Origin of the sequence: Segatella copri, assembly GCF_026015295.1 — a bacterium.
GTDB classification, from domain to species: domain Bacteria; phylum Bacteroidota; class Bacteroidia; order Bacteroidales; family Bacteroidaceae; genus Prevotella; species Prevotella copri_C.
This window is the reverse complement of the sequence record NZ_JAPDUW010000001.1, coordinates 198,198-223,744: the sequence shown is the minus strand read 5'-3', so window position 1 is coordinate 223,744 and position 25,547 is coordinate 198,198. Positions and strand designations below refer to the sequence as shown.

General features: G+C 43.7%; 25 protein-coding genes and 3 tRNA genes. 23 read left to right on the top strand and 5 right to left on the bottom strand.

All coding sequences use genetic code 11. The features are described from left to right. The first annotated feature begins 9 nt into the window (after positions 1-9). The 3 genes from thiL (at position 10) to ONT18_RS00875 (ending at position 2,844) form a co-directional block, all read left to right on the top strand. Positions 10-1,122, top strand: coding sequence for a thiamine-phosphate kinase (thiL, locus tag ONT18_RS00885; protein ID WP_117727746.1), 1,113 nt, complete (start codon positions 10-12; stop codon positions 1,120-1,122). 111 nt (positions 1,123-1,233) lie between these two features. After that, positions 1,234-1,306: transfer RNA gene (locus ONT18_RS00880), tRNA-Phe, on the top strand. A gap of 134 nt (positions 1,307-1,440) precedes the next feature. Then, positions 1,441-2,844 carry a glycoside hydrolase family 28 protein gene (locus tag ONT18_RS00875; RefSeq protein ID WP_264903601.1) on the top strand — a complete coding sequence of 468 codons (1,404 nt, stop codon included), beginning with the start codon at positions 1,441-1,443 and terminating at the stop codon, positions 2,842-2,844. A 27-nt stretch (positions 2,845-2,871) separates the two neighbouring features. On the opposite strand, the gene tsaA is transcribed toward ONT18_RS00875, so the two are convergent. Beyond that, positions 2,872-3,552 carry a tRNA (N6-threonylcarbamoyladenosine(37)-N6)-methyltransferase TrmO gene (gene tsaA / locus ONT18_RS00870; protein ID WP_264903599.1) on the bottom strand — a complete coding sequence of 227 codons (681 nt, stop codon included), beginning with the start codon at positions 3,550-3,552 and terminating at the stop codon, positions 2,872-2,874. 111 nt (positions 3,553-3,663) lie between these two features. On the opposite strand from tsaA, the gene ONT18_RS00865 reads away from it, so the two are divergent. The 17 genes from ONT18_RS00865 to ONT18_RS00785 all read left to right on the top strand — a co-directional run bounded on the left by ONT18_RS00865 (position 3,664) and on the right by ONT18_RS00785 (position 20,452). Further along, positions 3,664-4,539 carry an FAD-dependent thymidylate synthase gene (locus ONT18_RS00865; protein ID WP_117692000.1) on the top strand — a complete coding sequence of 292 codons (876 nt, stop codon included), beginning with the start codon at positions 3,664-3,666 and terminating at the stop codon, positions 4,537-4,539. A 333-nt stretch (positions 4,540-4,872) separates the two neighbouring features. Further along, a tRNA-Ser gene (locus tag ONT18_RS00860) sits at positions 4,873-4,957 on the top strand. Between the two features lie 182 nt (positions 4,958-5,139). Next, positions 5,140-6,042, top strand: a complete 903-nt coding sequence (locus tag ONT18_RS00855; RefSeq protein ID WP_264903596.1) for a radical SAM/SPASM domain-containing protein — start codon at positions 5,140-5,142, stop codon at positions 6,040-6,042. An 8-nt stretch (positions 6,043-6,050) separates the two neighbouring features. Further along, positions 6,051-6,872, top strand: a complete 822-nt coding sequence (gene thiD / locus ONT18_RS00850) for a bifunctional hydroxymethylpyrimidine kinase/phosphomethylpyrimidine kinase (protein WP_264903594.1) — start codon at positions 6,051-6,053, stop codon at positions 6,870-6,872. A gap of 41 nt (positions 6,873-6,913) precedes the next feature. Next, positions 6,914-7,594 carry a thiamine phosphate synthase gene (locus ONT18_RS00845; RefSeq protein WP_264903592.1) on the top strand — a complete coding sequence of 227 codons (681 nt, stop codon included), beginning with the start codon at positions 6,914-6,916 and terminating at the stop codon, positions 7,592-7,594. A 106-nt stretch (positions 7,595-7,700) separates the two neighbouring features. Then, complete coding sequence (locus ONT18_RS00840) at positions 7,701-10,274, top strand: endonuclease MutS2 (protein ID WP_264903590.1); 2,574 nt, start codon at positions 7,701-7,703, stop codon at positions 10,272-10,274. A gap of 192 nt (positions 10,275-10,466) precedes the next feature. Next, positions 10,467-10,540, top strand: a tRNA-Thr gene (locus tag ONT18_RS00835). A 207-nt stretch (positions 10,541-10,747) separates the two neighbouring features. Further along, entirely contained in the window at positions 10,748-11,362 is a 615-nt protein-coding gene (locus tag ONT18_RS00830; RefSeq protein WP_006846268.1) for a DUF4199 domain-containing protein, read from the top strand. A 35-nt stretch (positions 11,363-11,397) separates the two neighbouring features. Next, positions 11,398-12,369 carry a glycosyltransferase family 2 protein gene (locus ONT18_RS00825; protein ID WP_117691989.1) on the top strand — a complete coding sequence of 324 codons (972 nt, stop codon included), beginning with the start codon at positions 11,398-11,400 and terminating at the stop codon, positions 12,367-12,369. After that, positions 12,357-12,836 carry a DUF6452 family protein gene (locus ONT18_RS00820; RefSeq protein ID WP_118152946.1) on the top strand — a complete coding sequence of 160 codons (480 nt, stop codon included), beginning with the start codon at positions 12,357-12,359 and terminating at the stop codon, positions 12,834-12,836. Before ONT18_RS00825 ends, ONT18_RS00820 begins: the two co-directional genes overlap by 13 nt. Continuing rightward, complete coding sequence (locus ONT18_RS00815) at positions 12,787-13,482, top strand: DUF6048 family protein (protein ID WP_317511188.1); 696 nt, start codon at positions 12,787-12,789, stop codon at positions 13,480-13,482. Before ONT18_RS00820 ends, ONT18_RS00815 begins: the two co-directional genes overlap by 50 nt. A gap of 21 nt (positions 13,483-13,503) precedes the next feature. Beyond that, the gene (locus ONT18_RS00810; protein ID WP_264903588.1) at positions 13,504-14,523 is read left to right on the top strand and encodes an FAD:protein FMN transferase; all 1,020 of its coding nucleotides are present in this window, start codon (positions 13,504-13,506) and stop codon (positions 14,521-14,523) included. Positions 14,524-14,529: 6 nt separating this feature from the next. Continuing rightward, positions 14,530-15,204, top strand: coding sequence for a Crp/Fnr family transcriptional regulator (locus tag ONT18_RS00805; RefSeq protein ID WP_119226870.1), 675 nt, complete (start codon positions 14,530-14,532; stop codon positions 15,202-15,204). A gap of 381 nt (positions 15,205-15,585) precedes the next feature. Beyond that, the gene (locus ONT18_RS00800) at positions 15,586-17,673 is read left to right on the top strand and encodes a M3 family metallopeptidase (protein ID WP_264903587.1); all 2,088 of its coding nucleotides are present in this window, start codon (positions 15,586-15,588) and stop codon (positions 17,671-17,673) included. Positions 17,674-17,677: 4 nt separating this feature from the next. Beyond that, the gene (locus ONT18_RS00795) at positions 17,678-18,130 is read left to right on the top strand and encodes a deoxycytidylate deaminase (protein WP_118152954.1); all 453 of its coding nucleotides are present in this window, start codon (positions 17,678-17,680) and stop codon (positions 18,128-18,130) included. A gap of 45 nt (positions 18,131-18,175) precedes the next feature. After that, complete coding sequence (locus ONT18_RS00790; RefSeq protein ID WP_264903586.1) at positions 18,176-19,903, top strand: S41 family peptidase; 1,728 nt, start codon at positions 18,176-18,178, stop codon at positions 19,901-19,903. A gap of 3 nt (positions 19,904-19,906) precedes the next feature. After that, positions 19,907-20,452, top strand: coding sequence for a 5-formyltetrahydrofolate cyclo-ligase (locus tag ONT18_RS00785; RefSeq protein ID WP_264903585.1), 546 nt, complete (start codon positions 19,907-19,909; stop codon positions 20,450-20,452). A gap of 273 nt (positions 20,453-20,725) precedes the next feature. Here ONT18_RS00785 and ONT18_RS00780 read toward each other — a convergent pair whose 3' ends face one another. Together ONT18_RS00780 and recF are read right to left on the bottom strand one after the other, a co-directional pair. Further along, on the bottom strand, positions 20,726-21,016 hold the full coding sequence (locus ONT18_RS00780) for a DUF721 domain-containing protein (RefSeq protein WP_217327216.1): 291 nt from the start codon (positions 21,014-21,016) through the stop codon (positions 20,726-20,728). 33 nt (positions 21,017-21,049) lie between these two features. Continuing rightward, complete coding sequence (gene recF, locus ONT18_RS00775) at positions 21,050-22,147, bottom strand: DNA replication/repair protein RecF (protein ID WP_217315200.1); 1,098 nt, start codon at positions 22,145-22,147, stop codon at positions 21,050-21,052. Between the two features lie 209 nt (positions 22,148-22,356). On the opposite strand from recF, the gene ONT18_RS00770 reads away from it, so the two are divergent. The 3 genes from ONT18_RS00770 to ONT18_RS00760 are packed head-to-tail and all read left to right on the top strand — an operon-like array spanning position 22,357 to position 23,994. Continuing rightward, positions 22,357-23,052, top strand: coding sequence for a tetratricopeptide repeat protein (locus tag ONT18_RS00770; RefSeq protein WP_153112903.1), 696 nt, complete (start codon positions 22,357-22,359; stop codon positions 23,050-23,052). Positions 23,053-23,080: 28 nt separating this feature from the next. Next, a complete protein-coding gene (ribH, locus tag ONT18_RS00765) occupies positions 23,081-23,557 on the top strand; it encodes a 6,7-dimethyl-8-ribityllumazine synthase (protein WP_006846254.1) in 477 nt (158 codons plus the stop codon). A 56-nt stretch (positions 23,558-23,613) separates the two neighbouring features. Continuing rightward, positions 23,614-23,994, top strand: coding sequence for a hypothetical protein (locus tag ONT18_RS00760; protein ID WP_006846253.1), 381 nt, complete (start codon positions 23,614-23,616; stop codon positions 23,992-23,994). A gap of 123 nt (positions 23,995-24,117) precedes the next feature. On the opposite strand, the gene ONT18_RS00755 is transcribed toward ONT18_RS00760, so the two are convergent. After that, on the bottom strand, positions 24,118-24,345 hold the full coding sequence (locus ONT18_RS00755) for a DUF4248 domain-containing protein (RefSeq protein WP_254970217.1): 228 nt from the start codon (positions 24,343-24,345) through the stop codon (positions 24,118-24,120). Between the two features lie 14 nt (positions 24,346-24,359). Next, the gene (locus tag ONT18_RS00750; RefSeq protein ID WP_264903584.1) at positions 24,360-25,481 is read right to left on the bottom strand and encodes a replication initiation protein; all 1,122 of its coding nucleotides are present in this window, start codon (positions 25,479-25,481) and stop codon (positions 24,360-24,362) included. Positions 25,482-25,547: the final 66 nt, after the last annotated feature.

Here is a 25,547-nt window from a genome sequence, read left to right as displayed (position 1 = left end):
CTATTATTTATTTTGGATATCTCAAAGTTAGGTGAATTCGGTCTTATAAACCATCTCACCAAAGGTTATGAAAAGAAAAACGAGTCTACAGTTTATGGTGTAGGCGACGATTGTGCCGTGATGCATTATCCTGACAAGGAGGTGCTCATGACTACAGATATGCTGATGGAGGGCGTACATTTCGACCTTACCTATATTGACATGGTTCACTTGGGTTACAAGAGTGCAATGGTAAACATCAGTGATATCTTTGCTATGAACGGAACCCCACGTCAGATGGTAGTAAGCATAGCATTGAGTAAACGATTCAAAGTAGAAGACATTGATGAATTCTATAAGGGTCTTCGAATGGCATGCGACAAATGGGGAGTAGATATCGTGGGAGGTGATACTACCTCTTCTCTCACCGGTTTAGCCATCAGTATTACTTGTATCGGAGAAGCAGCAAAAGAAGAAATCGTATACCGCAACGGAGCCAAGGAAACAGACCTGATCTGTGTGTCGGGCGACTTGGGCGGTGCCTATATGGGACTTCAACTGCTGGAACGCGAAAAGGCTGTATACTACGGACAGATAGAAGATATCCGAAAGAAGATGGCTGAGGCTAAAGCAAATGGTGATAACGAGAAACTGGCTCTTCTGAACAGAGACTTAGAGAATATGCGCAACTTCCAGCCAGATTTCGCCGGCAAGGAATATCTCTTGGAAAGACAACTGCAGCCTGAGGCACGCGGAGATGTGATAGCACAACTGCGTGAGGCAGGTATCCGTCCTACCGCCATGATGGATGTGAGCGATGGTCTGAGCAGTGAATTGATGCATATCTGCGAACAGAGTCATTGCGGATGCAGAGTATATGAGAAGAACATACCTATCGACTACCAGACAGCCGTGCAGGCAGAAGAATTCAATATGAACCTTACCACCTGTGCTATGAATGGTGGCGAAGATTATGAACTTCTCTTTACCGTACCTATCGGTGACCACGAGAAGATTGAGGCTATGGAGGGTGTAAGGCAGATTGGCTACATCACCAAAGAAAATCTGGGCAAGTTCCTCATTACCAGAGACGGACAGGAATTTGAACTGAAAGCACAAGGTTGGAATCCGCTGAAAGATTAATTTCAAGCAAGGGGATATTTAGTTAATAAACATTAAGCAAGAGAAAATATTTCGTTTTCTCTTGCTCAATTAAAATATTTATTGTACCTTTGCAACCGCAAAAAGCAAGATGGTGCCATAGCTCAGTTGGTAGAGCAAAGGACTGAAAATCCTTGTGTCCCCGGTTCGATTCCTGGTGGTACCACTCCTCCTTTCATAAAAGGCGGTTACTAACTGTGGTTAGGGCCGTCTTTTTTTTATATCCACACCTTAAGGTAACAGATATTACAAACAAGACAAAGTATAGAATTTATTAAACAAACTAAACTTAAAAAGCTTATGAAGAAGATTTTAATAGCTTTATTGGTCTGTTTCTCTTTTGTTACAGCCAAAGCAAAAGATTACAGTAAGTATTATCAGAACTTACCAGTTCAGATGCAGCAACCAACATTGCCTAGCATCCCAGACAATCATGTCAGTATCTTGGAATGTGGCGGTAATGGTGACGGACTCACCATGAATACCCAGGCATTTGCCAAAGCCATCAGCAAACTGAACAAAATGGGCGGCGGTCATCTTAATGTGCCTGCAGGTATCTACCTTACCGGTCTCATCTCACTGAAGGACAATATTGACCTGCATCTGGAAAAGAATGCCATCATCGTTCTTTCAGAAGACAAGAACGACCATTTCAAGATAGACAAGACTACGGGTAAGAAAGAAAACCGTGCAACTCCAGCCATCAATGCCAGCAAGAGAAAAAACATTTCTATCACAGGCGAGGGCACCATTGACGGAAACGGAGAATGGTGGAGACCGGTAAAGCGCAGTAAGGTTAGTGACGTAGAATGGAAAGAATTCCAGGCTATGGGCGGAACACTGAATGAGAAGGGTGACATCTGGTATCCATTCAATCTGAAACATCAACCTAACGTGGCAGAGAATATGGATACACAGGAGAAAACCCGAACACACATGATCAGATTCACCAGTTGTGAGAATGTGCTCGTACAGGGTGTTACACTTCTGAACAGTCCTAAATTCCATATCATCCCTACCCGATGCAAGAATGTGATTATCGACGGAATCACCGTAAAATGTCCTTGGAATGCCCAAAATGGTGATGCGATTGATATCTCCAGCTGTAAGGATGTACTCATCGTAAACAATGTGATTGATGCCGGTGATGATGGTATCTGCATGAAGGGTGGCGCAGGCGCAGCAGGTGTGGCAGCAGGTCCTTGTGAAAACATCAATATCCAGGACAACACCGTATACCATGCCCATGGAGGTTTTGTTATCGGCAGCGAGTTCTCTGGCGGCATGAAGAATATTGTTGTTCGCAACAATACTTTCCAGGGAACAGATACCGGTTTACGCTTTAAAAGTGCAGTGAAGAGAGGTGGAACATCAGAGAACATCTATATCGACCATATCTACATGACCGATATCAAGGATGCAGCCATCACCTTTGAGACCACTTATTTTGACAACCATGTAGGTGCCCAGAAGCAGACAACTCCCGTAAAGCAGGAATTCCTGCCAAACTTTCAGGATATCCACATGAGCAACATCTACGTACGAGGTTGCGAAACAGGTATTGAAGCACATGGTGCAGAAGGTATGGTACACGATATCACTATCAAAAACTCCAATATCTTCTACACCAAGGAAGCCAAGAATATCGATGCTGCCTGCAAAATTCTGTTGGAAAACGTACGTTTTGAAAGTTTCGCAAAGTAAATTTTCTACTCAACATATTCAAGAAGCCTACTTGACAACAGTAAGCGTATGATTGCAAACCGTGAAATGAATATCAAGACCCTCATAAGGCATTCCATAGACCTTATGAGGGTCTTTCTGGTAATGCGGACGGGGATCTTGGGCAAGTACCTCTTTCAATATTTCAATCTTTTCTGCATTCAATCCCTGCAGACGCAGATACCTGTCTACATCTTCAGAAATCTCTACATCAAGTTTCTGCCATTTGCGGTCATCAACAAAACCGCTCCTTGCCCCAGGATGAGAATCGGCATACACCACATACGGCTTGATGTCAAATATCGGTGTTTTGTCCATAAGATCAGCTCCCTTAACATGAATGACAGGACCATGAGGAGTCTCCCATTCGATATGAGAAATTTTTACCGATGAAAGACCTATATTATTGGGACGGAAAGGACTTCGAGTGGCAAAGACACCCACTTTCTCATTGCCTCCCAACACAGGAGGACGAACAACCGGACTGTGCGCTTTGTGCCTATTGGCAGAAAATTCCCAAATCAGCCAAAGATAATCAAAGCCCTCAATGCCACGCAGCGCATCAGGGTTACGAAATTCGGGTTCAAAAACGATCTGTCCTTCCAGTTCTGCTACCAATCCAGCCTGTTTGGGGATACCAAACTTGCTACTGAAGGGAGAACGAAAATATGCTATTGGTTTTATCTCCATATTTACTAATTATTACACCTTAATTATATATAAGACGAAAAAAGGCATGAATTATTTTGCCGTATGCACAAAATAATGTACCTTTGCAGACAGAACAAAAAACAAAAAGAAATGAAAATACAAAGACCATCGTATGAAATCTGGTTACAGAAACCAGGTGAGCTCGGTATCTACCAGCAGATAGAACGAGCAGGAAGAGTATGCTATAAAAGTGAGAATAATACCACTGTGGATTCTGCCAAGCCTTTCGTGGATCGGATGGTGCAGAGTGAACACTTTGCCATGCTGGAACATGGAACCGTATATCTGGTATGCAAACATGGAGAGTTGCCGCTTTATACCCACAACAAGTTCTCACGTCTGAAAACTTTAGACGGCAAAGACTATATTACAACCAATCTCCGAGTATTGGCAGAAAACAAGGCGATGGATGATTTGAAATACCTCAGCAACTATGAAGAAGGTAAGCACGAACTCCGTATTACCGTTCATTTTACTACTCAGATTTCCATAACCCGAGAATATAACCGTCATCGTGCCAACTCTATGGCAGAGCAGAGTACCCGATACTGCAACTATTCGAAGAATAAGTTTGATAACGAGATTACCATCAACCTGCCAACATGGGTAGAAGCAGAAGGCTTCGATGGTTCACAAGATCCCAGCGACTACCGAATAGAAGATATGTGTGCTGACATTGCAGAAGGAAGAACTGCAGAATGGAGTAAACTCACAACTTGGATATTCGCCAATCAGGCTGCCGAATATGCCTACATGAAACTGATAGAGGCAGGTTGCAAACCACAGGAAGCACGAGCCATCCTACCATTGGACTGCAACACAGAACTGGTTCATACCGCTTTCGTGAGTGACTGGAAACATTTCTTCGACCTTCGCGCATTAGGTACTACCGGTGCACCACATCCTGATGCCAAGATTTTAGCCTTGCCACTGATGGAAGAGTTTAAGCAGAAAGGTTACCTATAAGGTTTAAAAAATATTAAAGCACCCTTTCAAAATAAAGATTTTCTATTCTTTTGACATAACGAATAGATTTATTTCGTATTTTTGCGGTGTGTTTTTCATAGTATTAGATTTAAGGTTATCAAGATTGGGGCTACGGCGGTAGCCCTTTTTTATTGTCTTTTTCAGCCTTACCTCACTGTTTTTTGCCGATTTTGCCACTTATTACCCCCCAAAACGCATTTTTTTGAAGAAAAATGAAAAAAAGTTGGCGAAAAATTTGGTGGAACCAGAAATTAGTAGTACCTTTGCAACCGCTTAAGAAAACCAAGCTATAGTCATCCAGACTAAAACAATGGAGAGATGGTAGAGTGGTCGATTACAACGGTCTTGAAAACCGTCGTACCGAGAGGTACCGGGGGTTCGAATCCCTCTCTCTCCGCAAGAGCCTTCTGAAAGAAATTTCAGAAGGCTTTTTTTTATTTTCGTATTTGTATATTTCCTTCATATTCATTCACTATCCATGACAAGAAGACTTCAAATGCAAAATTATGCTATATTATTTGGTCATATCAAAGAAAACATGTAACTTTGCTAAAAAGTAAGCTATATGCAAGAAAAGACATGACAATGATAGATCGCTGTTACATAGAAATCACTAATACATGTAATCTCAACTGCCACTTCTGTCCCAAACATACAAGGAAGAAAAGACAGTTGAGTGCTGAGGAATTCGACCTGCTCACCGACAAGATACGCGGGAAGGTCTGTTTCCTATATTTCCACATTATGGGCGAACCTCTACTACACCCTCTTCTACCCGAGTTTATCAATATGGCAAGAGAGAAAGGTTTCAAAACCGTACTTACATCCAACGGTACTCTGCTACCCAAAGCTATGGATCTCCTTGACACACTTCCCCACAAAATACAGCTCTCGCTCCACTCACACGAGAGTAATGCCAAGGGAGAGCTTGCCAGTTACATGAACGAGGTGATGACTTTTTCAACCCAAGCAGCAGAGAAAGGAACCTGCATAGTTCTCAGACTTTGGAACCAAGGAGGAAAAGACCGGGAAAATGAAGAAGTAATGGAGCACATCGAAAAATTTGTCCCCAAACCCTGGAAAGAACGACCTGACGGTTACAGACTTGCCAATAATCTCTATCTGGAGTTTGACAGGAAATTCGAATGGCCCAACTTTGATAACCATATCGAAGAAAAGGAAATGATAAAAGAAAATCAGAAATCAGGTATCAGAGAAGAAAAAAGAGAAGTTTTCTGTAAAGCCCTACTCAAACAGATAGGCGTATTGGCAGACGGAACATTGGTACCCTGCTGTTTGGACCACAACGGAGATGTTGCACTTGGGAACCTGCTTGAACAATCGCTGGAAGAAATTCTGGCTTCACCCCGTGCCCAAGCCATGATAGAAGGTTTCAAGCACCATCAAGCCACAGAACATCTCTGTGAGACCTGTGAATCAGCCCTGGTAAGAAACAGTTTTAGAGGAAAAGCAAGAAGTTAATAGGAATTATGAAATATTATACAGCAATGACAATAGCTGGCTCAGACAGTTGCGGAGGAGCCGGCGTACAAGCTGACATCAAGACAATGTCAGCACTAGGCGTATATGCCGCATCGGCCATTACAGCCATTACCGTACAGAACACCCTGGGAGTTTATGCCATCCAAGACATCAACCCCGAAATCGTAAAGGGCCAGATAGAAGCTGTGATGGACGACATCCACCCAGATGCCATCAAAGTAGGTATGGTGAACGACCGTACCACTATCCAGGCTATTGCTGAAGCCCTGAAAAGATACCAAGGGGAATACCAGCATCTCATCATTGACCCCGTGATGGTTTCCACCAGTGGTTGCAGACTCATGCAGGAGGACGCTCTCAGCATTTTCATACAGGAGTTATTACCACTAGCTACCCTGCTAACACCTAACATCCCGGAAGCAGAGATACTGGCAGGAATGAAGATACAGAATAAGGAAGACATCCAGAACGCAGCTTTAGCCATCAGTAAGTTAGGCTGTAAATATGTACTCATCAAAGGCGGCCATTTCCAGGGAGCAGAAAAGATTGATTACCTCTTCGAAGACGGAAAACCTATTACCAGTTATCGAGGCATTAGCGTAAACACACGCAATACCCACGGTACAGGTTGTACCCTATCCTCAGCCATCACTTCTTATCTGGCAAGAGAAATGGATATGAATACAGCTATCGCCATGGCAAAAACCTATCTTTCAGGCGCAATTCTGGCAGGAAAAGATGTACAGATAGGAAAAGGTCATGGTCCGGTGAATCATTTCTATGAACCCAAGGCACTGTTTATCAAATAACAGCCAACACCTTTATATAAACAAATAAAGTCACAACGAATATGAAATGGATAGTAATCACTCTGCCCGATTTTATAGAGAATGAATCAACCTATATCAACCAACTCTTTAAAGCAGGTATAGACCTGCTACATCTGCGCAAACCAGAATCAAATATAGAGGAGTGTAAGCGACTGATACAGGAAATCGACAAGAAATGGCATAAAAAGATCGTAGTACACGATCACTTCGAACTTTGTCAGGAATTTCATCTTCATGGTATTCATCTTAACAGAAGAAACCACGAGATTCCAGAAGGCTTTCAAGGAAGCATCTCACAATCCTGCCATAGTTTTAAGGAAGTAGAACAAGCTCTCCAGACTATATCACCCAAGACGAAAGACGAAAAGAGCGCGATTCTTAAACCTGCCTGCCATTATGTTTTCCTCAGTCCAATCTTTGACAGCATTTCAAAGAAAGGCTATAAACATTCCTTCTCTAACAAAGACTTAGAGGAAGCAGGCATCAATGGAATCATCAATGAGCGAGTAGTTGCATTGGGAGGTGTCACCCCTGAATATATTCCACAATTGAGAGCATGGAACTTTGGCGGAATTGCTTTTTTAGGCGACGTCTGGAACAGAAGAACAGATGCAAAATGGACGGAATATCTTGCCTTAATTAAGCAGAAACTTACACCCGGAAATGCCCAGAATACACTTAACAGTTCAAACATTTGGTAGAGGAAAATACACTACATTCTAATAAGACAGGCCGAATCTCAACAATAAAAATAAAAAAATGCTTTTTTATTTTGTATTGTCTTCGATTTGCACTACCTTTGCACCCATGATATATCCAGATAATTTTGAAAATAAGATAGGATTCAATGAAATCCGCAAGATGCTGCGCGAAAGATGCCTCTCTCCACTCGGAAAGGAACAGGTAGACAAGATGGCATTCAGCAGCGATGCAGAACAAGTTAACGAATGGCTCATGCAGGTGCGTGAGTTCCGCAGACTGATGGAGGAAGTAGAAGACTTTCCCCTACAATATTTCTATGATGTAAGGGAGAGCATCCTCCGTATCCGTGTAGAAAACAGTCACTTGGAGGAGGACGAGCTGTTTGACTTGAGACGCTCACTGTCTACCATAGCTGATATGGTAAAGATACTGAATCACAGCGATGACGATGACGAGCCGGAAGACGGATGGAAAAGAGAGAAAAAATATCCCTACCCAGCCCTACATCGCCTTTCACAGGATGTAGTTACTTTTCCACAACTGATTCAGCGCATCGACCAGATACTTGACAAATTCGGCAAGATAAGAGATAATGCAACCCCTGAACTTCTTCAGATTCGCAGAGAACTGGCAAAGACAGAGGGCAGCATCTCACGTACCTTATATAGTATATTGCGCTCGGCACAAAGTGAAGGCATCGTAGAAAAAGATGTTACCCCTACCCTGCGTGACGGCAGACTGGTTATTCCCGTCATCCCTACTCTGAAGCGTAAAATCAAAGGTATCGTACACGATGAGAGTGCCACAGGTAAAACAGTCTTTATAGAACCTACCGAGGTGGTAGAGGCTAACAACCGTGTACGTGAACTGGAGGGTGAAGAGAGAAAAGAAATCATCCGCATCCTCACCGACTTCACCAACAAGGTACGCCCATATTCCAAGGAAATTCTGGACAGTTACCGTTTTCTTGCCATCATTGACCTGATACAAGCCAAGCAAAAACTGGCTGATATCTTCAAAGCCATAGAACCCGAGGTAGAAGACCACCCACACATAGACTGGACCCGTGCGATACACCCATTATTGCAGCTATCTCTACAGAAAAAAAACGAGAAAGTAGTTCCGTTGGATATCATGCTTACACAGGACAAACGCATTCTTATCATCTCCGGTCCAAATGCAGGCGGCAAATCTGTCTGTCTGAAAACCGTCGGATTATTACAGTATATGCTGCAATGCGGTTTGAGCATCCCTGTAAGTGAGCGTTCAAAGACAGGTGTTTTCCAAAACATCATGATTGATATCGGTGACGAACAGAGTCTGGAGAACGACTTGAGTACCTACTCATCTCATCTTCTGAACATGAAGAATATGATGAAGGCAGCCAATGGCGAGACCATCATTCTGATAGATGAGTTTGGTACAGGTACAGAGCCAGGAATCGGAGGTGCTATCGCCGAAGCTGTACTCGACAAGTTCTGCAAGCAGCAAGCTTATGGTGTGATTACCACCCACTATCAGAACCTGAAGCATTTTGCCGACAGCCATGAAGGAGTGGTTAACGGCGCCATGCTCTACGATCGCCATGAGATGAAAGCCCTCTTCCAATTAGCTATCGGCAGACCAGGTTCTTCCTTTGCGATTGAAATTGCAAGAAAGATAGGATTACCCGAAGAAGTAATCAAGGAAGCATCAGATATCGTTGGTTCTGAATACATTCAAAGCGACAAGTATCTTCAGGATATAGTTCGTGACAAGCGATATTGGGAAAACAAACGTCAGAATATCCATCAGCGTGAAAAAGACATGGAGAAAACAATCTCCAAGTACGAAAACGACATAGAGGATATTGAGCGAAGCAGAAAGGCTATTCTCAAAAAGGCAAAAGAAGAAGCCGCAGAACTTCTGAAAGAAAGTAACAAGAGAATCGAAAACGCCATCCGGGAAATCAAAGAAAGCCAGGCTGAAAAAGAAGAAACCCGCCGTATCCGTCAGGAACTTGATACCTTCAAGCAAGAGGTTCAGGAAATTGATACCAAGGAGACCGATGACAAAATTGCCCGCAAGATAGCCCAGATTCAACAACGCAAAGAGCGCCATGCCAAGCGCCAGGCTGAAAAGAAAGAGAATCAGGAAAAGGCTGCAGCAGCACTGAGGAATGCACAGAACAAGACTCAAGCAGATAGTAAACGCGAAATTCAGATTGGTGATACGGTGCGCATCAAGGGACTGACTACTGTCGGAAAGATAGAAAACATTACTGGAGATACAGCAACTGCCGTATTTGGAGGAATGAGAACCAAGATGCGCCTGAACCGTCTGGAGCATGCCACAACTCCTGTTGAAAATGCAGACAAGACAGAAGAGCGCAAGGAAAATCTGGCTTCATACGGTATCAGTAAGGAAACCAGAAAGACCATTGACTCTCATAAATCCAACTTCCACCAGGATCTGGACGTTCGCGGAATGCGAGGCGATGAAGCACTTAATGCGGTACAATACTTCATCGATGATGCTATCCTGGTAGGAATGCCACGAGTCAGAATCCTTCACGGAAAGGGAAATGGCATCCTAAGACAGCTCATTCGCCAATATCTGAGTAGTGTGCCTAATGTGACCCATTATGCAGATGAACACGTACAATTTGGCGGATCAGGCATTACGGTAGTTGATTTTTAGCAAACAAACGTTAAACAGCTGAAGTTTTTTGGCAAAACATTTGGCGGGTTCAAAGAAAAACCGTACCTTTGCACCCGCTTAAAAATTGAGACGGACAAGTCTCATACGACCAGCTCCCTCGGAATCCCCCAGGATGGGAACATAGCAAGGGTACTTGGTTGTAGCGGTGCGATATGAATCGCTTGTCCACCCGCCTCTTTAGCTCAGTTGGCCAGAGCACGTGATTTGTAATCTCGGGGTCGTTGGTTCGAATCCGACAAGAGGCTCAAAAAGGAATCTTCTTTTAGAAGGTTCCTTTTTTTATTTACATACATTTTACTTCTATATTGCATAACATTACAGTTGAAACCTCTATTTCACGAGGATTTATCTTTAATTATATATAAATATTTCCACCCTTTACACCTTATATAATAAAAAAGTTGTATTTTTGCAAATTGATATGTTACATCCGTAGAAATACAATAAAAACAATGAATACAGAAAATAACGAGAATCAGGAAGAAAAGAAGACAAGCCAACAAATGCATAAGGTTAAAACGATTATCATCGACACAGGCAAGATAAGACAAACCAAAGCATTCGCCCGGCAAGATGGTGCCATCCTCGGAGCTGTCTGGATTGTCAGTTTCGTATGTACCATGCTGGCAGTAGACCCGCAATACCAGATGCTGGGATTCATTTCCAACATTCTCATCATAGCAACCCCATTTGTTGTGGCCAAGCGACTGAAGGCATTCCGTGACTATGCAAGAGACGGACATATCTCTTTCCGTCATGCATTCTACTATTGCATCCAAACATTCTTCAATGCAACCCTTCTGCTTACCCTTGTGCAATATCTTTGGTTCCGTTTTATGGATACGGGGCTATTCATGAACCAACTGCAAACCAACTATCAGATTGTAGCACAAGCGTATCAGTTAACTGCAGGGGAATCTAAAGCCCTTCTTGATGCCGTCAGTATGATGAAACCGATAGCCTGGGCTTCCATGTTTATGATTACCGACCTGGTAGCAGGTGCTGTACTCAGTCCGATTATTGCTGCTGTAATGGCAAAGAAGGATAAACAACAGCATACAAAATAACAATAAATAAGAAACAAACAGATAAATACAAGATAATGGATATTTCAGTAATAATTCCTCTTTTCAATGAGGAAGAGTCGTTACCAGAGCTCTTCGCCTGGATAAAGCGAGTAATGGACTCAAACGATTTTACTTATGAAGTCATCTTTGTGAACGACGGTTCTACCGACCGTTCATGGAACGTCATAGAAGAACTTGCTGAGAAGAATGAGCAAGTAAAGGGTATCAAATTCCGCAGAAACTATGGAAAGAGCCCAGCTCTCTTCTGTGGTTTCAAAGAAGCACAGGGCGATGTTGTCATCACCATGGATGCCGATCTGCAGGATTCTCCAGACGAGATTCCGGGACTCTACCAGATGATTAAGAAAGAGGGATACGACCTCGTGTCAGGTTACAAGCAGAACCGTAAAGAAGGAGACCCTCTGAGCAAGACCATCCCTACCAAACTCTTCAATGCTACTGCACGCAAAGTAAGCGGCATACACAATCTGCACGACTTCAACTGCGGTCTGAAGGCTTATCGCCTCGACGTAGTTAAGAATATCGAGGTATATGGTGAGATGCACCGTTATATCCCATATCTAGCCAAGAATGCAGGTTTTGCCAAGATAGGCGAAAAGCCTGTTCATCATCAGGCAAGAAAGTTCGGCAAATCAAAGTTCATGGGTTGGAACCGCTTTGTAAATGGTTATCTTGACCTGATGACTCTCTGGTTCCTGAGCAATTTTGGCAAAAAGCCAATGCACGTATTCGGCTTCCTGGGTAGCGTCGTATTCTTCATAGCCTTCCTATCGCTCATCGGCTTAGGCATAGACAAGGCCATCGACCTGCACAACGGCATCTACGGACATCTCATTACCGATTCACCTTACTTCTTCATTGCTCTTGTAGCGATGGTTTTGGGTAGCCAGCTGTTCCTTGCCGGATTCCTGGGCGACCTTATCAGCCGCCAGAACCCAAACCGTAACGATTATCAAATAGAAAAAGAAATAAGATGCGGAAAATAATACCTTTCGTCGTTTTCATGGTTCTGGCCATGATGGGATGTACATCTCTCGACTGCCCACTCAACAATACTGTATATACCAAATACAAGTTGATGGGCGACAACAAGACGCTAAAAGACACGCTAACGATTTCTACGAAAAAGATAGCAGGAACAGATAGTGTGCTGATCAATAAGGATGTAAACGTAGACAGTTTCAGTCTGCCTATGAGTTACAGCCTGGATGAAGACGTATTGTTTTTCGAGATACATACCCTATCGAAGCAAGTATTCAAGGACACCGTGACTGTATCAAAGGAAAACCGCTCTCATTTTGAGTCGGTAGACTGCAGTCCATCGTTCTTCCATACGATAACCGATGTTAAGACTACTCACAATTATATTGACTCAATAGTCATCAATCAAAAAGAGGTAAATTATGATGCATCCAAAGCACATTTCTACATATATTTTGGCAGCCGCAACTAGTATGCTATCCCTATTTGCTGTTCTCCCCTGTCATGCCCAAAGCAAGAAGAAGATCATAGAGCAGCAACCTGATACCATTCCTTTTTTTAGAGGTATGGCTGTGGGAGTTGACCTGATAGGTCCCGTACAGTTGATGGTTAGCGACTATGGGCAGTACGAAGCATCTCTCCGTATCAATCTGAAAGACAAGTATTATCCTGTTTTCGAATTGGGTTATGGAAAGGCAGATGCCAGCGATGAGGCAACCAAAATCACCTACAAGACCAGCGCTCCCTATTTCAGATTAGGTGTAGACTGGAATCTTCTGAAGAACAAACACGACGACTACCGTCTGTTTGGCGGTTTCCGTTATGCCTGCACCTATTATGAATATGACCTGAGCGCCCCACCCGTTACAGACCCAGTATGGGGCGGCGAAACGCCCTATGGAGGTAACGGCATTTCCTGCAACTATCATTGGCTGGAAGGCGTAATAGGTATTGATGCCAAAATCTGGGGTCCCGTCCGTATGGGCTGGAGTTTCAGATACAAACGCCGCCTCTTCAAGAACGATGGAGAATTAGGCAACACCTGGTATGTGCCAGGCTACGGTAAGCAGGGAGGTTCACGCCTTGGCGGAACATTCAATGTAACCCTTGAGATTTAAAGACTTCATAATGTGTAAAGAATGAAAAAAAAGAAACTTATCTGGCAAATTCCATTTCTGTTGATACTTATCGTTGGTACCATCGTTATCATACGTCAGCAGCATAATACGCCCTATCAGAAAGATACCGGCTTTATCTTTGGCACCATCTATCACATTACCTATCAGAGTGATACCAACTACCAGCAAGAGATAGAAACAGAACTCAAGAAGGTAGACCAATCCTTGTCTCCTTTCAATAAGACCTCTGTCATCACACAGGTAAACCAAGGTAAAGATATTGAGGTAGACGAAATGTTTACCGAAGTATTCCGCATGGCAGAAAGCATCTCAAAAGAAACCAATGGAGCCTTTGATATCACGGTTGCCCCAATGGTAAACCTCTGGGGCTTTGGATTCAAGCAGGGGGTACCTCCTACGAAAGCCAAGATAGACAGTATCAAAACGCTGGTAGGTTATGAGAAAGTAGCCTTGGAAAAGAGACGCATCATCAAGCAAAATCCTAAGATCATGCTTGACTGTTCTGCTATCGCCAAAGGATATGGCAGCGACATTGTTGCCAGATTCCTGAAAAAGAAAGGTATCAGCAACTTTATGGTTGAGATTGGTGGAGAAATTGTAGTAAACGGTGTTAGCGAGAAACAAGTGCCTTGGCATATTGGTATCAACAAGCCAACTGACGATTCTACCAATACGAGTCAGGAAATTCAGGATGTACTTGATATTACCGACATAACCATGGCTACGAGTGGTAACTACAGAAACTTCTATTATAAAAACGGCAAGAAGTATGCACATACCATAGACCCCAAAACAGGCTATCCTGTGCAGCATAACATCTTATCTGCAACGGTTTTAGCCAAGAACTGTGCTACAGCCGATGCCTATGCCACCTCGTTTATGGTAATGGGAATGGAGGGTGCAAAACAGATTCTGAAAAAGCATCCGGACCTCTGTGCATATCTCATCTATGCTGACGAGAAAGGACAAAACAAGATATGGTATTCACCATCTCTCAAAAACAAGATATTAAATAAATAAACTTACATGTCAACCAATAGACTATACGACAGTTTATTATCACTCCCATTATTCCTGGGAATGACTTGCTATGACTTCCAGAATGTAGCTGGTAAAACCCGTTTTGACTTTCAAAAACTGGAAGCGGGTGAAACTATAGTTGAAGAAGGCACCAGTTGTACACGTCTATATTATTTAATCAGTGGAGACATTAAGGTGATAACCCAGGCAGATGACTACGGCTATCAGGTAGAAGAAGACATTTCGGCACCGGAATCATTCCAGCTGGAACGACTTTTCGGTCTTACCCAGCGCTTCACCCACACTTATGTGGCAAAGAACAACTGCAGCATCATGTCTGTCAGCAAGCAAGAGATCATGAAGTTATCCGATGAATATGAAATATTCCGCATCAATCTTCTGAACTTGGTCTGCACCCAATCCCAGAAGAACAACCGCAGACTGTTCAGAGTTCCTGCCAAGACACTGAGTGAGCGTCTGATCCGTTTCTTCGAGAGCCACAGCGTCCGCCCGGCAGGCGAGAAAATCTTTCATATCAAGATGACCCGTTTAGCAGAAGAGATGAATGTAAAGCGCATCTATGTATCCAAAGCCCTCAACGAACTACAGTCAGAAGGACTTATCCAGCTAGAACGAGGCAGAATCTATATCCCTGCACTGGAAAATCTCATCAAACGCTAAAGACTGAACTTTCGCATGTGGTTTAAGTACGGGCTGAAGGCCCAAAAGCTCCAGAAGCAGCACGCCCTGAAAGGGCAGAAGCTCCTAGCCCAGGGCATCGCCCTGGGTATAATAGCAGTCAGCAAGGCGCCCTGTAAGGGCAAAAGCTTTGTAAACTGCCCGGTATTTAAAGCTTTTGCCCTTACAGGGCGACAAGTTTGCGTCCATAATACCCCAGGGCGCTGCCCTGGGCTAGGAGCTTCTGCCCTTTCAGGGCGTGTGGAGCCAACTTGCGAAACTTGAGTAAAGAAAGTATAACGACCGATAAATATAAGTTAAAAACGTTTATTATCAAGGCAATAAAGCATTTTTTTGCTAACTTTGCAGCTAAAAAGTAACAATATGCAAGACAATACAATACAAAATAGAACCAACCCATTCTTCGTGCCTTACAATACACCGCACGATACAGTACCATTCGAACGAATCCGTCTCGAAGATTATGAGCCAGCATTCATGGAGGGAATCCGCCGTGATGACGAGGCTACAGACAAGGTTGTAAACGATCCGGCAGAACCAACCTTTGAGAATACCATTGCAAGAGTTGATCCCGATAAGGGCGAACACTATTACGACCTCTTGAGCCGTGTATCTAACGTTTTCTCTTGCATGATGAGTGCTGAAACCTGCGATGAGATGGAAGAAATTGCGCAGAAGATGAGTCCGATTCTCACCAAGCACGCAAATGACATCACGCTGAACAAGAAACTCTTTGAGCGCATCAAGTTCGTTCACGATCATCCCAACAGAGAACTGACACCAGAAGAGAAAATGCTTCTGGACACCAGCTATGACGGATTCGTACGCAGCGGTGCACTCTTAGACGAAGAAGGTAAAGAGAAACTTCGCAAACTTACAGAAGAAGCCAGTATGCTCACTCTGCAGTTCTCACAGAATCTCTTAAAAGAAAACAAGGCATTTACGCTCCATATCACAGACGAAGCTCAGCTCGACGGACTTCCAGAAACAGCAAAAGCTGCCGCTGCGCATACCGCCAAAGAGCAGGAAAAAGAAGGCTGGATCTTTACACTCGATTATCCAAGTTATTCTCCTTTCATGACCTACTCTACCCAGCGTGAGCTCCGCAAACAGATGTATATGGCACGCAATACGGTATGTACCCATGATAACGAGCAGAACAACCTGGAAATCTGCAAACGACTGGTAAACCTGCGCAGAGAGCTCGCTCAGTTGCTCGGTTTCGAAACCTATGCCGACTATGTTCTTCGCCACCGTATGGCAAGCAATACAGAACATGTATATAAACTTCTCAACGACCTGATAGAGGCTTATAAGCCAACGGCAGAAAAGGAAGTGAAAGAAGTGGAAGCCCTTGCCAAGAAGCTGGAGGGTAAAGATTTCGAAATGAAACCATGGGATTTCGGCTTCTATTCTCATAAACTCCAGATGGAGAAATATAATCTCGATGCAGAAATGCTTCGCCCTTATTTCCAGCTGGACAAAGTGATAGGCGGTGTGTTCGGACTCGCCAACAAGCTGTATGGCATCACCTTTAAGGAGAACAAAGAGATACCGGTATACCACCCAGACGTCAAGGCATACGAGGTATTTGATAAAGACGGAAGCTATCTGGCTGTATTCTATGCCGACTTCTTCCCTCGCAAGGGCAAGCAAGGAGGTGCCTGGATGACAGAATTCCAGGGACAGTGGATAGACCATAAGGGCAAAAACATACGTCCTCACGTAAGTGTGGTAATGAACTTTACCAAGCCAACAGAGGAAAAACCTGCTCTCTTGACATTAGGAGAAGTAGAAACCTTCCTCCATGAGTTTGGTCACAGTCTTCACGGCATGTTTGCCAATACCCGCTTCGAGAGTCTTTCGGGAACCAACGTATGGTGGGACTTCGTAGAATTGCCATCACAGTTTATGGAGAATTATGCAATAGAGAAAGATTTTCTCCGTACATTTGCCTTCCACTATCAGACAGGTGAACCATTGCCAGATGAACTCATAGAGCGCATCATGAAGAGTCGCAACTTCATGACAGCCTACGGTTGCTTGCGCCAGGTAAGTTTCGGATTGCTTGACATGGCATACTACACCCAAGAGAAAGAATTTACTGCCGACATCATGCCTTATGAAAGGGAAGCCTGGAAAAAGGCGATGATATTGCCACAGTTGCAGGAAACCTGTATGACCGTACAGTTCTCCCACATCATGGCAGGAGGTTATGCCGCAGGATATTATAGCTACAAATGGGCAGAAGTACTGGATGCTGATGCTTTCAGTGTATTCAAGAAGAATGGAATCTTCGACCAGAAGACTGCTCAAAGTTTCCGTGACAACGTACTCTCTAAGGGTGGAACAGAGCATCCTATGGTTCTCTACAAACGGTTCCGTGGACAAGAGCCAACCATCGATGCACTGCTGGAACGTAACGAAATCAAGGTACAACATAAAGGATAAGAGGATGGCAAACGAACTTTCCAAACAAACCAAGCTCGACCTTCGCTATTTGCGAATGGCACGTATATGGGCTGAAAACAGCTATTGCAAACGCCGACAGGTAGGTGCACTAGTTGTAAAAGATAAAATGATTATCAGTGATGGCTACAATGGTACACCGAGCGGATTTGAAAATGTCTGTGAGGATAACAACGTGACCAAGCCATACGTTCTCCATGCGGAGGCTAATGCTATTACGAAACTGGCCCGCAGCAGCAATAACAGTGAGGGAAGTACGCTTTACGTCACCGCCTCTCCATGTATAGAATGTGCCAAACTGATTATACAGTCGGGCATCAAGCGTGTTGTATATGCAGAGAAATACCGTCTGGACGATGGTATCAAACTGATGCAACGAGCAGGAATCAAGGTAGAATACCTCAATCCTGAAGAAAAGACATCTTCTGTAGAAGATTAGAGATAAGATAGATAAAACGTTAGTAAAAAGAGAATTGTTATGAACATGAGTAAGAATAAGACCAACCGCTTTATGCCATTCATCATGGCATTCTGTGTTGTGATAGGTATTATCATCGGAACATTCTTTTCCAACCATTTCTCTGGAAATCGCCTCAACGTTATCAATAGTGGAAGCAACCGTCTGAACAACCTGCTCCATCTTATTGATGACCAATATGTAGATCCCGTGAACATCGACTCGCTGGTAGATAAGGCAATTCCACAGATTTTAGCAGAACTGGATCCACATTCCGTATATATCAGTGCTAAAGACGCAGCTCAGGCCACCGACGATCTGAAAGGCTCGTTCTCGGGTGTAGGCGTAGAGTTTGTCATCCGCCAAGATACGATACATATACAGAATGTGATACAGAATGGACCTGCCGAGAAAGCCGGACTTTTGGCAGGAGATAAGATTGTAGCCGTAGACGGCAAGCCTTTTGTCGGCAAGATTGTAACCAATCAGGAGGCAATGCATCGCCTGAAGGGTCCAAAGGATACCAAGGTAAAAATCGGAGTTATACGATATGGAAGCAAGAAGGTTCAGACCTTTACCGTAACCCGAGGTGAAATACCGACAAAGAGTGTTACAGCAGCCTACATGCTAAACGATAAAACTGGCTATATCCGTATCAAGAACTTTGGCGAGAACACCTATCCGGAAATGCTGATTGCTCTGGCCAAACTCTCACAGCAGGGATTCACCAACCTCTGTATTGACCTTCGGGATAACTCAGGTGGTTACCTGACGGCTGCAGTAAACATGGCAAACGAATTCTTGCCAGACAAGAAGCTCATCGTTTACACACAGGGACGCAAATCGCCTAGACATAACTATACGAGTGACGGTAAGGGTGCCTACCAGAAGATTCCGATGGTAGTTCTCATCAATGAAGGTTCTGCATCATCTGCAGAAATCTTTGCGGGTGCCATGCAGGATAATGACCGTGCTACCATCATCGGACGGCGCTCGTTTGGTAAGGGACTGGTTCAGCAACAGATAGAATTCCCTGACCACAGCCTCATCCGTCTGACCATTGCGCGCTACTATACTCCTTCAGGAAGATGCATCCAGAAGCCATATACGCTGGGCGATGACAAGGATTATGAGCAAGACTTGCTTGACAGATACCAGCACGGAGAGTTCTTCTCACAGGATAGCATCAAGCATACAGGACCAGCTTATCATACAGGTAACGGCCGTATTGTCTATGGCGGAGGTGGTATCACCCCAGACATCTTTGTTCCTGAAGATACGCTCGGCATGACATCCTATTTCAAGGAGGCCAGTCTGAGTGGTCTCATCTTGCAGTTTGCCTTCACTTATACAGACGATAACCGTCCGAAGTTGAACAACTTCAAGGAGATGATGGAACTTGCCGATTATCTTGACAGTCAGGACATGGTTGAAAAGTTTGCCAGCTATGCTGATAAACGTGGTTTGAAACGTAGAAATCTTTTAATCAAGAAATCACACAAACTGTTAGTCCGTGTCATCGACAGCCGTATCATCTACAATATGTTGGACGAGCAGGCATGGACCCAGTACATCAATCTTGATGATCCAGTCATTAAAAAGACGCTGGATGTATTTGAGAACCATGCAGCATTTCCAAAGAAACCAGAGCCAGCCAAAAAACGCGCTGCGAAGAAAGAAAAGATAGCTATGGCGAATACGCCCTACAACTATTCTTCCTTACACCATAATAATTGTATGATAGCAAATGCTTAAGGCATGGACAAGAAAGAATTAAGAAAAATCATAAAAGACAGAAAGCGACAGTATTCCTCAAGACAACTTGAGGAACTGTCGCTTTCTGTATTATCACGTTTAGATTCCAACCCGCATCTTCAGAATGTCCAAACCATACTGATGTACTATTCGCTTCCTGATGAAGTGGACACCCATCATTATATAGACCAACTTGTTTCCAGGGGAAAACGGGTGATACTGCCCGTTGTGCTGGACGATACAAATATGGAACTGAGAGAATATTCCGGAGTTCAAGACCTGAAGGAAGGAGCCTATCATATACTTGAACCGAAAGGCAAGATTTATCCGGAAGAAAAATATCCTGAGATAGAACTTGCCGTAATCCCAGGTATGAGTTTCGATATGAAAGGCAACCGGTTAGGAAGAGGAAAAGGCTATTACGACAGATTTCTTGCCCAGATTCCACATGCATACAAAATAGGAATCTGTTTCGACTTCCAGAAAATCAAAGAGGAAGGACTCCTTCCTGTTACCCCTACAGATATATGCATGGACGAAATCATATAGTACTGAAGTTTCGCAAGTTTTGCCCCACACGCCCTGAAAGGGCAGAAGCTCCTAGCCCAGGGCATCGCCCTGGGTTATTACGGGCGCAAACCTGTCGCCCTGTAAGGGCAAAAGCTTTCAAATATCAGGCAATTTATAAAGCTTTTGCCCTTACAGGGCGCCTTGCTGACTGCTACTATACCCAGGGCGATGCCCTGGGCTAGGAGCTTTTGGGCCTTCAGCCCGTTTTTGAACCACATGCGAAAGTTCAGTATAGTATATCAGAACGGAGGATTAATAAAAGCGTATATCTGCAATAACCTGTGCACCAACCTGTTCATTCAAACGGTGAACAAGGTTAGCACGGCTCATCGTGAGGTCAGCCCTCAATGCAGCATTCTCTATCTTTACATAGAGAGTCTGGTTCTTGATAAACTTATCACCACAATATGCAGCAATATTATCCCCTACCACAGAATCCCAACTCATGATCAGGCGTTTCTGCTGTAAAGGTGTCTCCAACCCTTCCTTTCTCAGAAATTCGGGCAAGAGTTCTGCTATTGACTTAACTTTTCTTTTAAACATATTCTCAAAATTTTAAGGGAAACCTTTAGTTTTCTACTTCATTATTTCCCCATTCTCTACATAGAATATCGTATGATCTCCCTGCATGTTCTGGAGAATCTTATCCAAATGATCACGGTTCGTATCCGTAATAAAAATCTGTCCGAAATGGTCACCGGCAACCAGTTTCACAATAGCCTCAACCCGCTGTGCATCCAACTTATCGAAAATATCATCTAAGAGGAGCAAAGGAAGCGTATTGGAACTCGTGCGCTGCAGGAAAGTAAATTGAGCCAGTTTCAGGGCAATCACGAAAGTTTTGTTCTGCCCCTGACTTCCCTCTCTCTTCATCGGATAATCACCCAGCAAAAACTCCAGATCATCACGGTGAACACCATGCAGAGAATACCCTACAGCACGATCCTTAAACCGGTCGCGCTGGATAACATCCAGCAAAGGACCTCTCTGGCAATGAGAAACATAGTGAAGACGGACTTGCTCCTTATCACCCGAAATCTGCTGATAAATCTGCTGAAACAGCGGAACCAGTTCGTCAACGAAAGCCTGCCGTTTCCGGTACAGCAATTCACCATTACTCGCCATCTGCTGCTCCCAAAGTTCCAGCAGCGTAATATCAGGCTCCTCCTCCATTTTCAGCAAAGCATTTCTCTGTTGCAAAGCCTTATTATAGTTGGACAAAGCCTCTATATAAGAGTAATCATACTGAGAGATGACCACATCCATCAGTTTTCTGCGCTCTTCACTTCCCCCTTCTATCAGAGAAACATCAGATGGAGAAACCAGAATCAGAGGGATAAGTCCAATATGTTGCGAAAGACGCTTATACTCCTTCTTGTTTCTCTTGAAATGCTTCTTAGTACCCCGTTTCATGCCACAGTAAACATTCTCTATCTCCCCCTTATCATTATCATAATTTCCCTCCAGCATAAAGAAAGGCTCATCATGAGTAATAATCTGGGAATCGATAGAATTATAGGCACTCCTACAGAAAGAGAGATAGTAGATTGCATCAAGGAAATTAGTCTTTCCCATGCCATTATGTCCTATCAGACAATTGATTTTGGGCGACAACTCCAGATTGGCGCTCTTTATATTTTTAAAGTTAATAATGGAAATATTCTTTAAAATCATAGTCTCTTTTCTGCTTTTATAGTGCAAAGTTAGCAGAAAAAGAGGAAAAAACAAAAAAAATAGGCTAGAAATTTCAATAATTGAATAAAATTGAGTAAATTTGCAGAAGTTTAGCGGCATTCCACAATTTGAAAGCTAACTTTCTATTGAGCAGATTGCCCCAAAACCAGAAACGAAAAAGTATAGAATAATAAAAAAGCAAAATAAAAATGGCAAACAACAACGTACAGGCTCAGGAAACAGAGAGCCTAAACATTCGTGAGGCCTTCTTCTTGAAGTACAAGAAGGCAATTATCATTGCAGTAGTAGCTATCATTGTTATCATTGCAGGTGTATTCGGTTATGTATCTCAGATCTCAGGTCCTCGTGAGGACAAGGCTAGCACTATGCTTGCTAAGGGTCAGACCTACTTTGCTAACCAGATGTATGAGCAGGCATTGAAGGGTGATGGCGCAGGCTATGTAGGTTTTACTAAGATTGCTGACGAATACAGCAGCACAGATGCAGGTAACCTGGCAAACCTCTATGCTGGTCTTTGCTATGCAAACCTCGGCAAATGGGCAGAAGCTCAGAAGAGTCTGGAATCTTTCTCTTCAGAAGACGACCAGATGATCAGTCCTGCTGCTGAATCTGCTTTAGGTGATGCTTATGCGCATCTCAACCAGCTCGACAAGGCTGTTGATGCTTTCAAGAAGGCTGCTTCTATGGCAGACAGCAAGGCCGAGGATGGTACAAACAACAGTCTTTCTCCTATATTCATTATCAAGGCAGGCGAGATTCTCGAAAGCCAGGGTAAGAAAGACGAAGCTTTGAAGCTTTATCAGGATGCTAAGAAGAAGTATGTTAACGCTATGCTCGTACAGAGTGGCGAAATCGACAAGTACATCGAGCGCGCTTCTAACTAATCTGTACTGATAACAATTCGAAATCAATATGGCAACAGCACTTCATAATTTATCTGAATACGACTTTACTAAAATACCAGACGCCAGTAACATGTGCTTTGGTATCGTTGTAGCAGAATGGAATCCTGAGATAACGGGCGCTTTGCTCGACGGAGCAGTAAAAACACTCGAAAAACATGGAGCTCTCACTGAGAATATCCATGTGAAAACTGTTCCAGGCAGCTTTGAGCTTATCTATGGAGCCCATCAAATGGTTTTGAATGGCGGCTATGATGCAGTCATCATTTTAGGTAGTGTGATACGTGGTGAAACTCCTCACTTCGATTACATCTGCGAGGGTGTTACCTACGGAATTGCCCGTCTGAATGCTACTCAGGAAATTCCTGTTATCTATGGTCTCTTGACTACCAACGATCTGCAGCAGGCTAAGGATCGTAGCGGCGGCAAGTTGGGTAACAAGGGTGATGAGTGTGCTATAGATGCTATCAAGATGGCTAAGTTCTAGTCTTCACAACGAGAGTTGATAAACTGAATGTTATATATATAATAAGGTATAAGCATATGAAACTCTACCAGCTATTGCAGTCGTTTGAATTTGAAGAGATTTTTCCAACAGTCAATGTGATGTTTCCAAATGCACAGTTGCATCGCGATATTTTTGAAAAAGCATTCGATATGCTTTGCAATATCCAACCTATCACATCCAAAAAGGTTATCAAGTTTGAACTGATGGAAGATCCTGACTCAAATGATATGTTTGTTGGAGCAAATGATAGCTGTTTCCAGTCCACATGGGATGTATGCCTGGGAAAGGAAGTCAAAAAAGGCAAAGGCGCTGATCTCAACGATGTAGAACTGGCAGCCAACTGCTTACTCAATGTTCTTTTCATCGGACGTCATCCTCAAGGATTTGACAAGGACTACAAAAAGTTATTGAAATAAACTATCAATACAAAATAATCAAACTCCTGAAGTTGTTTGAAACAAACTTCAGGAGTTTTTTTATTCAACATTCAACATTCAACACTCAACATTCAACACTCAACATTCACCATTCAACATTCCCTATTCCGCCCCCGGCTCGCCCAGATATTCGAAGATGGTGAATACCTGGCGGGGAGGGAAATACTGGCTATGCTCCTGGTAGCCTAAACGTTGCAGCTCGTTCCAGAGGGGCTCACAACGCTTAATCCATCCCATGATATGACGGCGCGCTGTTGCCCCGTCGGTTGTGTCGGGAAAGTAGAGCAGACCCAGCTCGGTCTTGCTGTACATACGTTGGGGATAATTCATAAGCTTTATATTTTTTACAATCCTTCTACACCATGATCCTTAAAGAAACCTATCATCGCTGTGGTCATATAGCCACCCATGTTCATCTTCTTGTTCGAACGCCTGCAGTTGGCTATGTAATAATCCTTTCGCAGGAAGAAGTCCTCCAGGTCGCCAATCATATCTAACCTGAGATAGCCGCTCAGCTGGTCAGCCTTCTTCTCGCTCACATCATAATTGTATTGCAGCCGGAGTTTCAGTTTGCTCCGCTGTCCTCTCAGTTCGCTGCTCACTTCTGCACCCTCCGCAGTTTCGCCAGAAGTGCGACGGTCGTGCAGGGTAAAGGTGATGTGTTCGGGCAGGTGATGCTTCACTTTTTCACCCTCCTCCAGAAAGAAAGGCTTATAGGTAAGATACTGGTCGATGATGTGGTTCTGGTAAAGGCGCTTGAGGTCTTTGCAGGCAAAAGTCAGACATTTGTTGTCCAGTGCCGACCAGGTCTTGTAGTAATCTTCCCTGCCATGCATCAGTTGCTGGATATGCGCCGTTTTGCAGATGGTGAATCCCTTTGCACCCCAGCAATTCATGATGATATATAACTTGATGCTCGATGCGCTGCGGCATTGGTTGATGGCATTGAGGTCGATACGGCTGACTCCCTTGTCGAAACTGTAGAAAAACCGAATCACGTTGTTGTCGAAGCGGAATTTTACCATCCAGTTCTTGTGCCGGTCTTGGTATATCTCACTCTTAAACAGGCATGCAAATTTCCGGTATAATGTCTGTTTTTCCAGCTTAAACGGCAGCAGGATGGGCTGGGATTCTATACGCTTGATGGCAGTGCGCAATTGCGCATAATGATGAGCACCATAAGGTAACTCCGACAGTTTCATGATGACATCGGTGTGGCCTGCAGCTCTCTGTTCTGCGGTGAAGCCATTAAAAGTCTGTGAAGTTACCTGATAAGGGATGACATAGCCCAAGATGGCTTTCTGGGCATGCCTGATAATCTGTAGAACGATTTTGAGTTCTAGCACAGAATAGTTCTGGTAAGACAATCCTTGTACGCCAAGGATGGCTATCAGTTGTTTCTCTTGTTGATTTGTCAGAGGGAAGGCCTGCTGCCCGCCCGGAGGCGGTTGATTAAATTGTTCCATTTCCGTTTTCTGTTAAAATCGTTAGAGGCCTACCGATTGGGGCAAGTCTTGGTTATAGTTTATTGA

Bases quoted from the DNA above. Each gene is read 5' to 3' on its own strand.
- ONT18_RS00865 (WP_117692000.1), top strand. From the start codon at position 3,664: ATGAAAATACAAAGACCATCGTATGAAATCTGGTTACAGAAACCAGGT.
- ONT18_RS00820 (WP_118152946.1), top strand. From the start codon at position 12,357: ATGCGGAAAATAATACCTTTCGTCGTTTTCATGGTTCTGGCCATGATG.
- ONT18_RS00785 (WP_264903585.1), top strand. From the start codon at position 19,907: ATGGACAAGAAAGAATTAAGAAAAATCATAAAAGACAGAAAGCGACAG.
- ONT18_RS00750 (WP_264903584.1), bottom strand. From the start codon at position 25,481: ATGGAACAATTTAATCAACCGCCTCCGGGCGGGCAGCAGGCCTTCCCT.
- ONT18_RS00810 (WP_264903588.1), top strand. From the start codon at position 13,504: ATGAAAAAAAAGAAACTTATCTGGCAAATTCCATTTCTGTTGATACTT.
- ONT18_RS00770 (WP_153112903.1), top strand. From the start codon at position 22,357: ATGGCAAACAACAACGTACAGGCTCAGGAAACAGAGAGCCTAAACATT.
- thiD (WP_264903594.1), top strand. From the start codon at position 6,051: ATGAAATATTATACAGCAATGACAATAGCTGGCTCAGACAGTTGCGGA.
- recF (WP_217315200.1), bottom strand. From the start codon at position 22,147: ATGATTTTAAAGAATATTTCCATTATTAACTTTAAAAATATAAAGAGC.
- ONT18_RS00805 (WP_119226870.1), top strand. From the start codon at position 14,530: ATGTCAACCAATAGACTATACGACAGTTTATTATCACTCCCATTATTC.
- tsaA (WP_264903599.1), bottom strand. From the start codon at position 3,552: ATGGAGATAAAACCAATAGCATATTTTCGTTCTCCCTTCAGTAGCAAG.
- ONT18_RS00875 (WP_264903601.1), top strand. From the start codon at position 1,441: ATGAAGAAGATTTTAATAGCTTTATTGGTCTGTTTCTCTTTTGTTACA.
- ONT18_RS00790 (WP_264903586.1), top strand. From the start codon at position 18,176: ATGAGTAAGAATAAGACCAACCGCTTTATGCCATTCATCATGGCATTC.
- ONT18_RS00830 (WP_006846268.1), top strand. From the start codon at position 10,748: ATGAATACAGAAAATAACGAGAATCAGGAAGAAAAGAAGACAAGCCAA.
- ONT18_RS00795 (WP_118152954.1), top strand. From the start codon at position 17,678: ATGGCAAACGAACTTTCCAAACAAACCAAGCTCGACCTTCGCTATTTG.
- ONT18_RS00840 (WP_264903590.1), top strand. From the start codon at position 7,701: ATGATATATCCAGATAATTTTGAAAATAAGATAGGATTCAATGAAATC.
- ONT18_RS00825 (WP_117691989.1), top strand. From the start codon at position 11,398: ATGGATATTTCAGTAATAATTCCTCTTTTCAATGAGGAAGAGTCGTTA.
- ONT18_RS00755 (WP_254970217.1), bottom strand. From the start codon at position 24,345: ATGAATTATCCCCAACGTATGTACAGCAAGACCGAGCTGGGTCTGCTC.
- ONT18_RS00760 (WP_006846253.1), top strand. From the start codon at position 23,614: ATGAAACTCTACCAGCTATTGCAGTCGTTTGAATTTGAAGAGATTTTT.
- ONT18_RS00815 (WP_317511188.1), top strand. From the start codon at position 12,787: ATGATGCATCCAAAGCACATTTCTACATATATTTTGGCAGCCGCAACT.
- ribH (WP_006846254.1), top strand. From the start codon at position 23,081: ATGGCAACAGCACTTCATAATTTATCTGAATACGACTTTACTAAAATA.
- ONT18_RS00845 (WP_264903592.1), top strand. From the start codon at position 6,914: ATGAAATGGATAGTAATCACTCTGCCCGATTTTATAGAGAATGAATCA.
- ONT18_RS00800 (WP_264903587.1), top strand. From the start codon at position 15,586: ATGCAAGACAATACAATACAAAATAGAACCAACCCATTCTTCGTGCCT.
- ONT18_RS00855 (WP_264903596.1), top strand. From the start codon at position 5,140: ATGACAATGATAGATCGCTGTTACATAGAAATCACTAATACATGTAAT.
- ONT18_RS00780 (WP_217327216.1), bottom strand. From the start codon at position 21,016: ATGTTTAAAAGAAAAGTTAAGTCAATAGCAGAACTCTTGCCCGAATTT.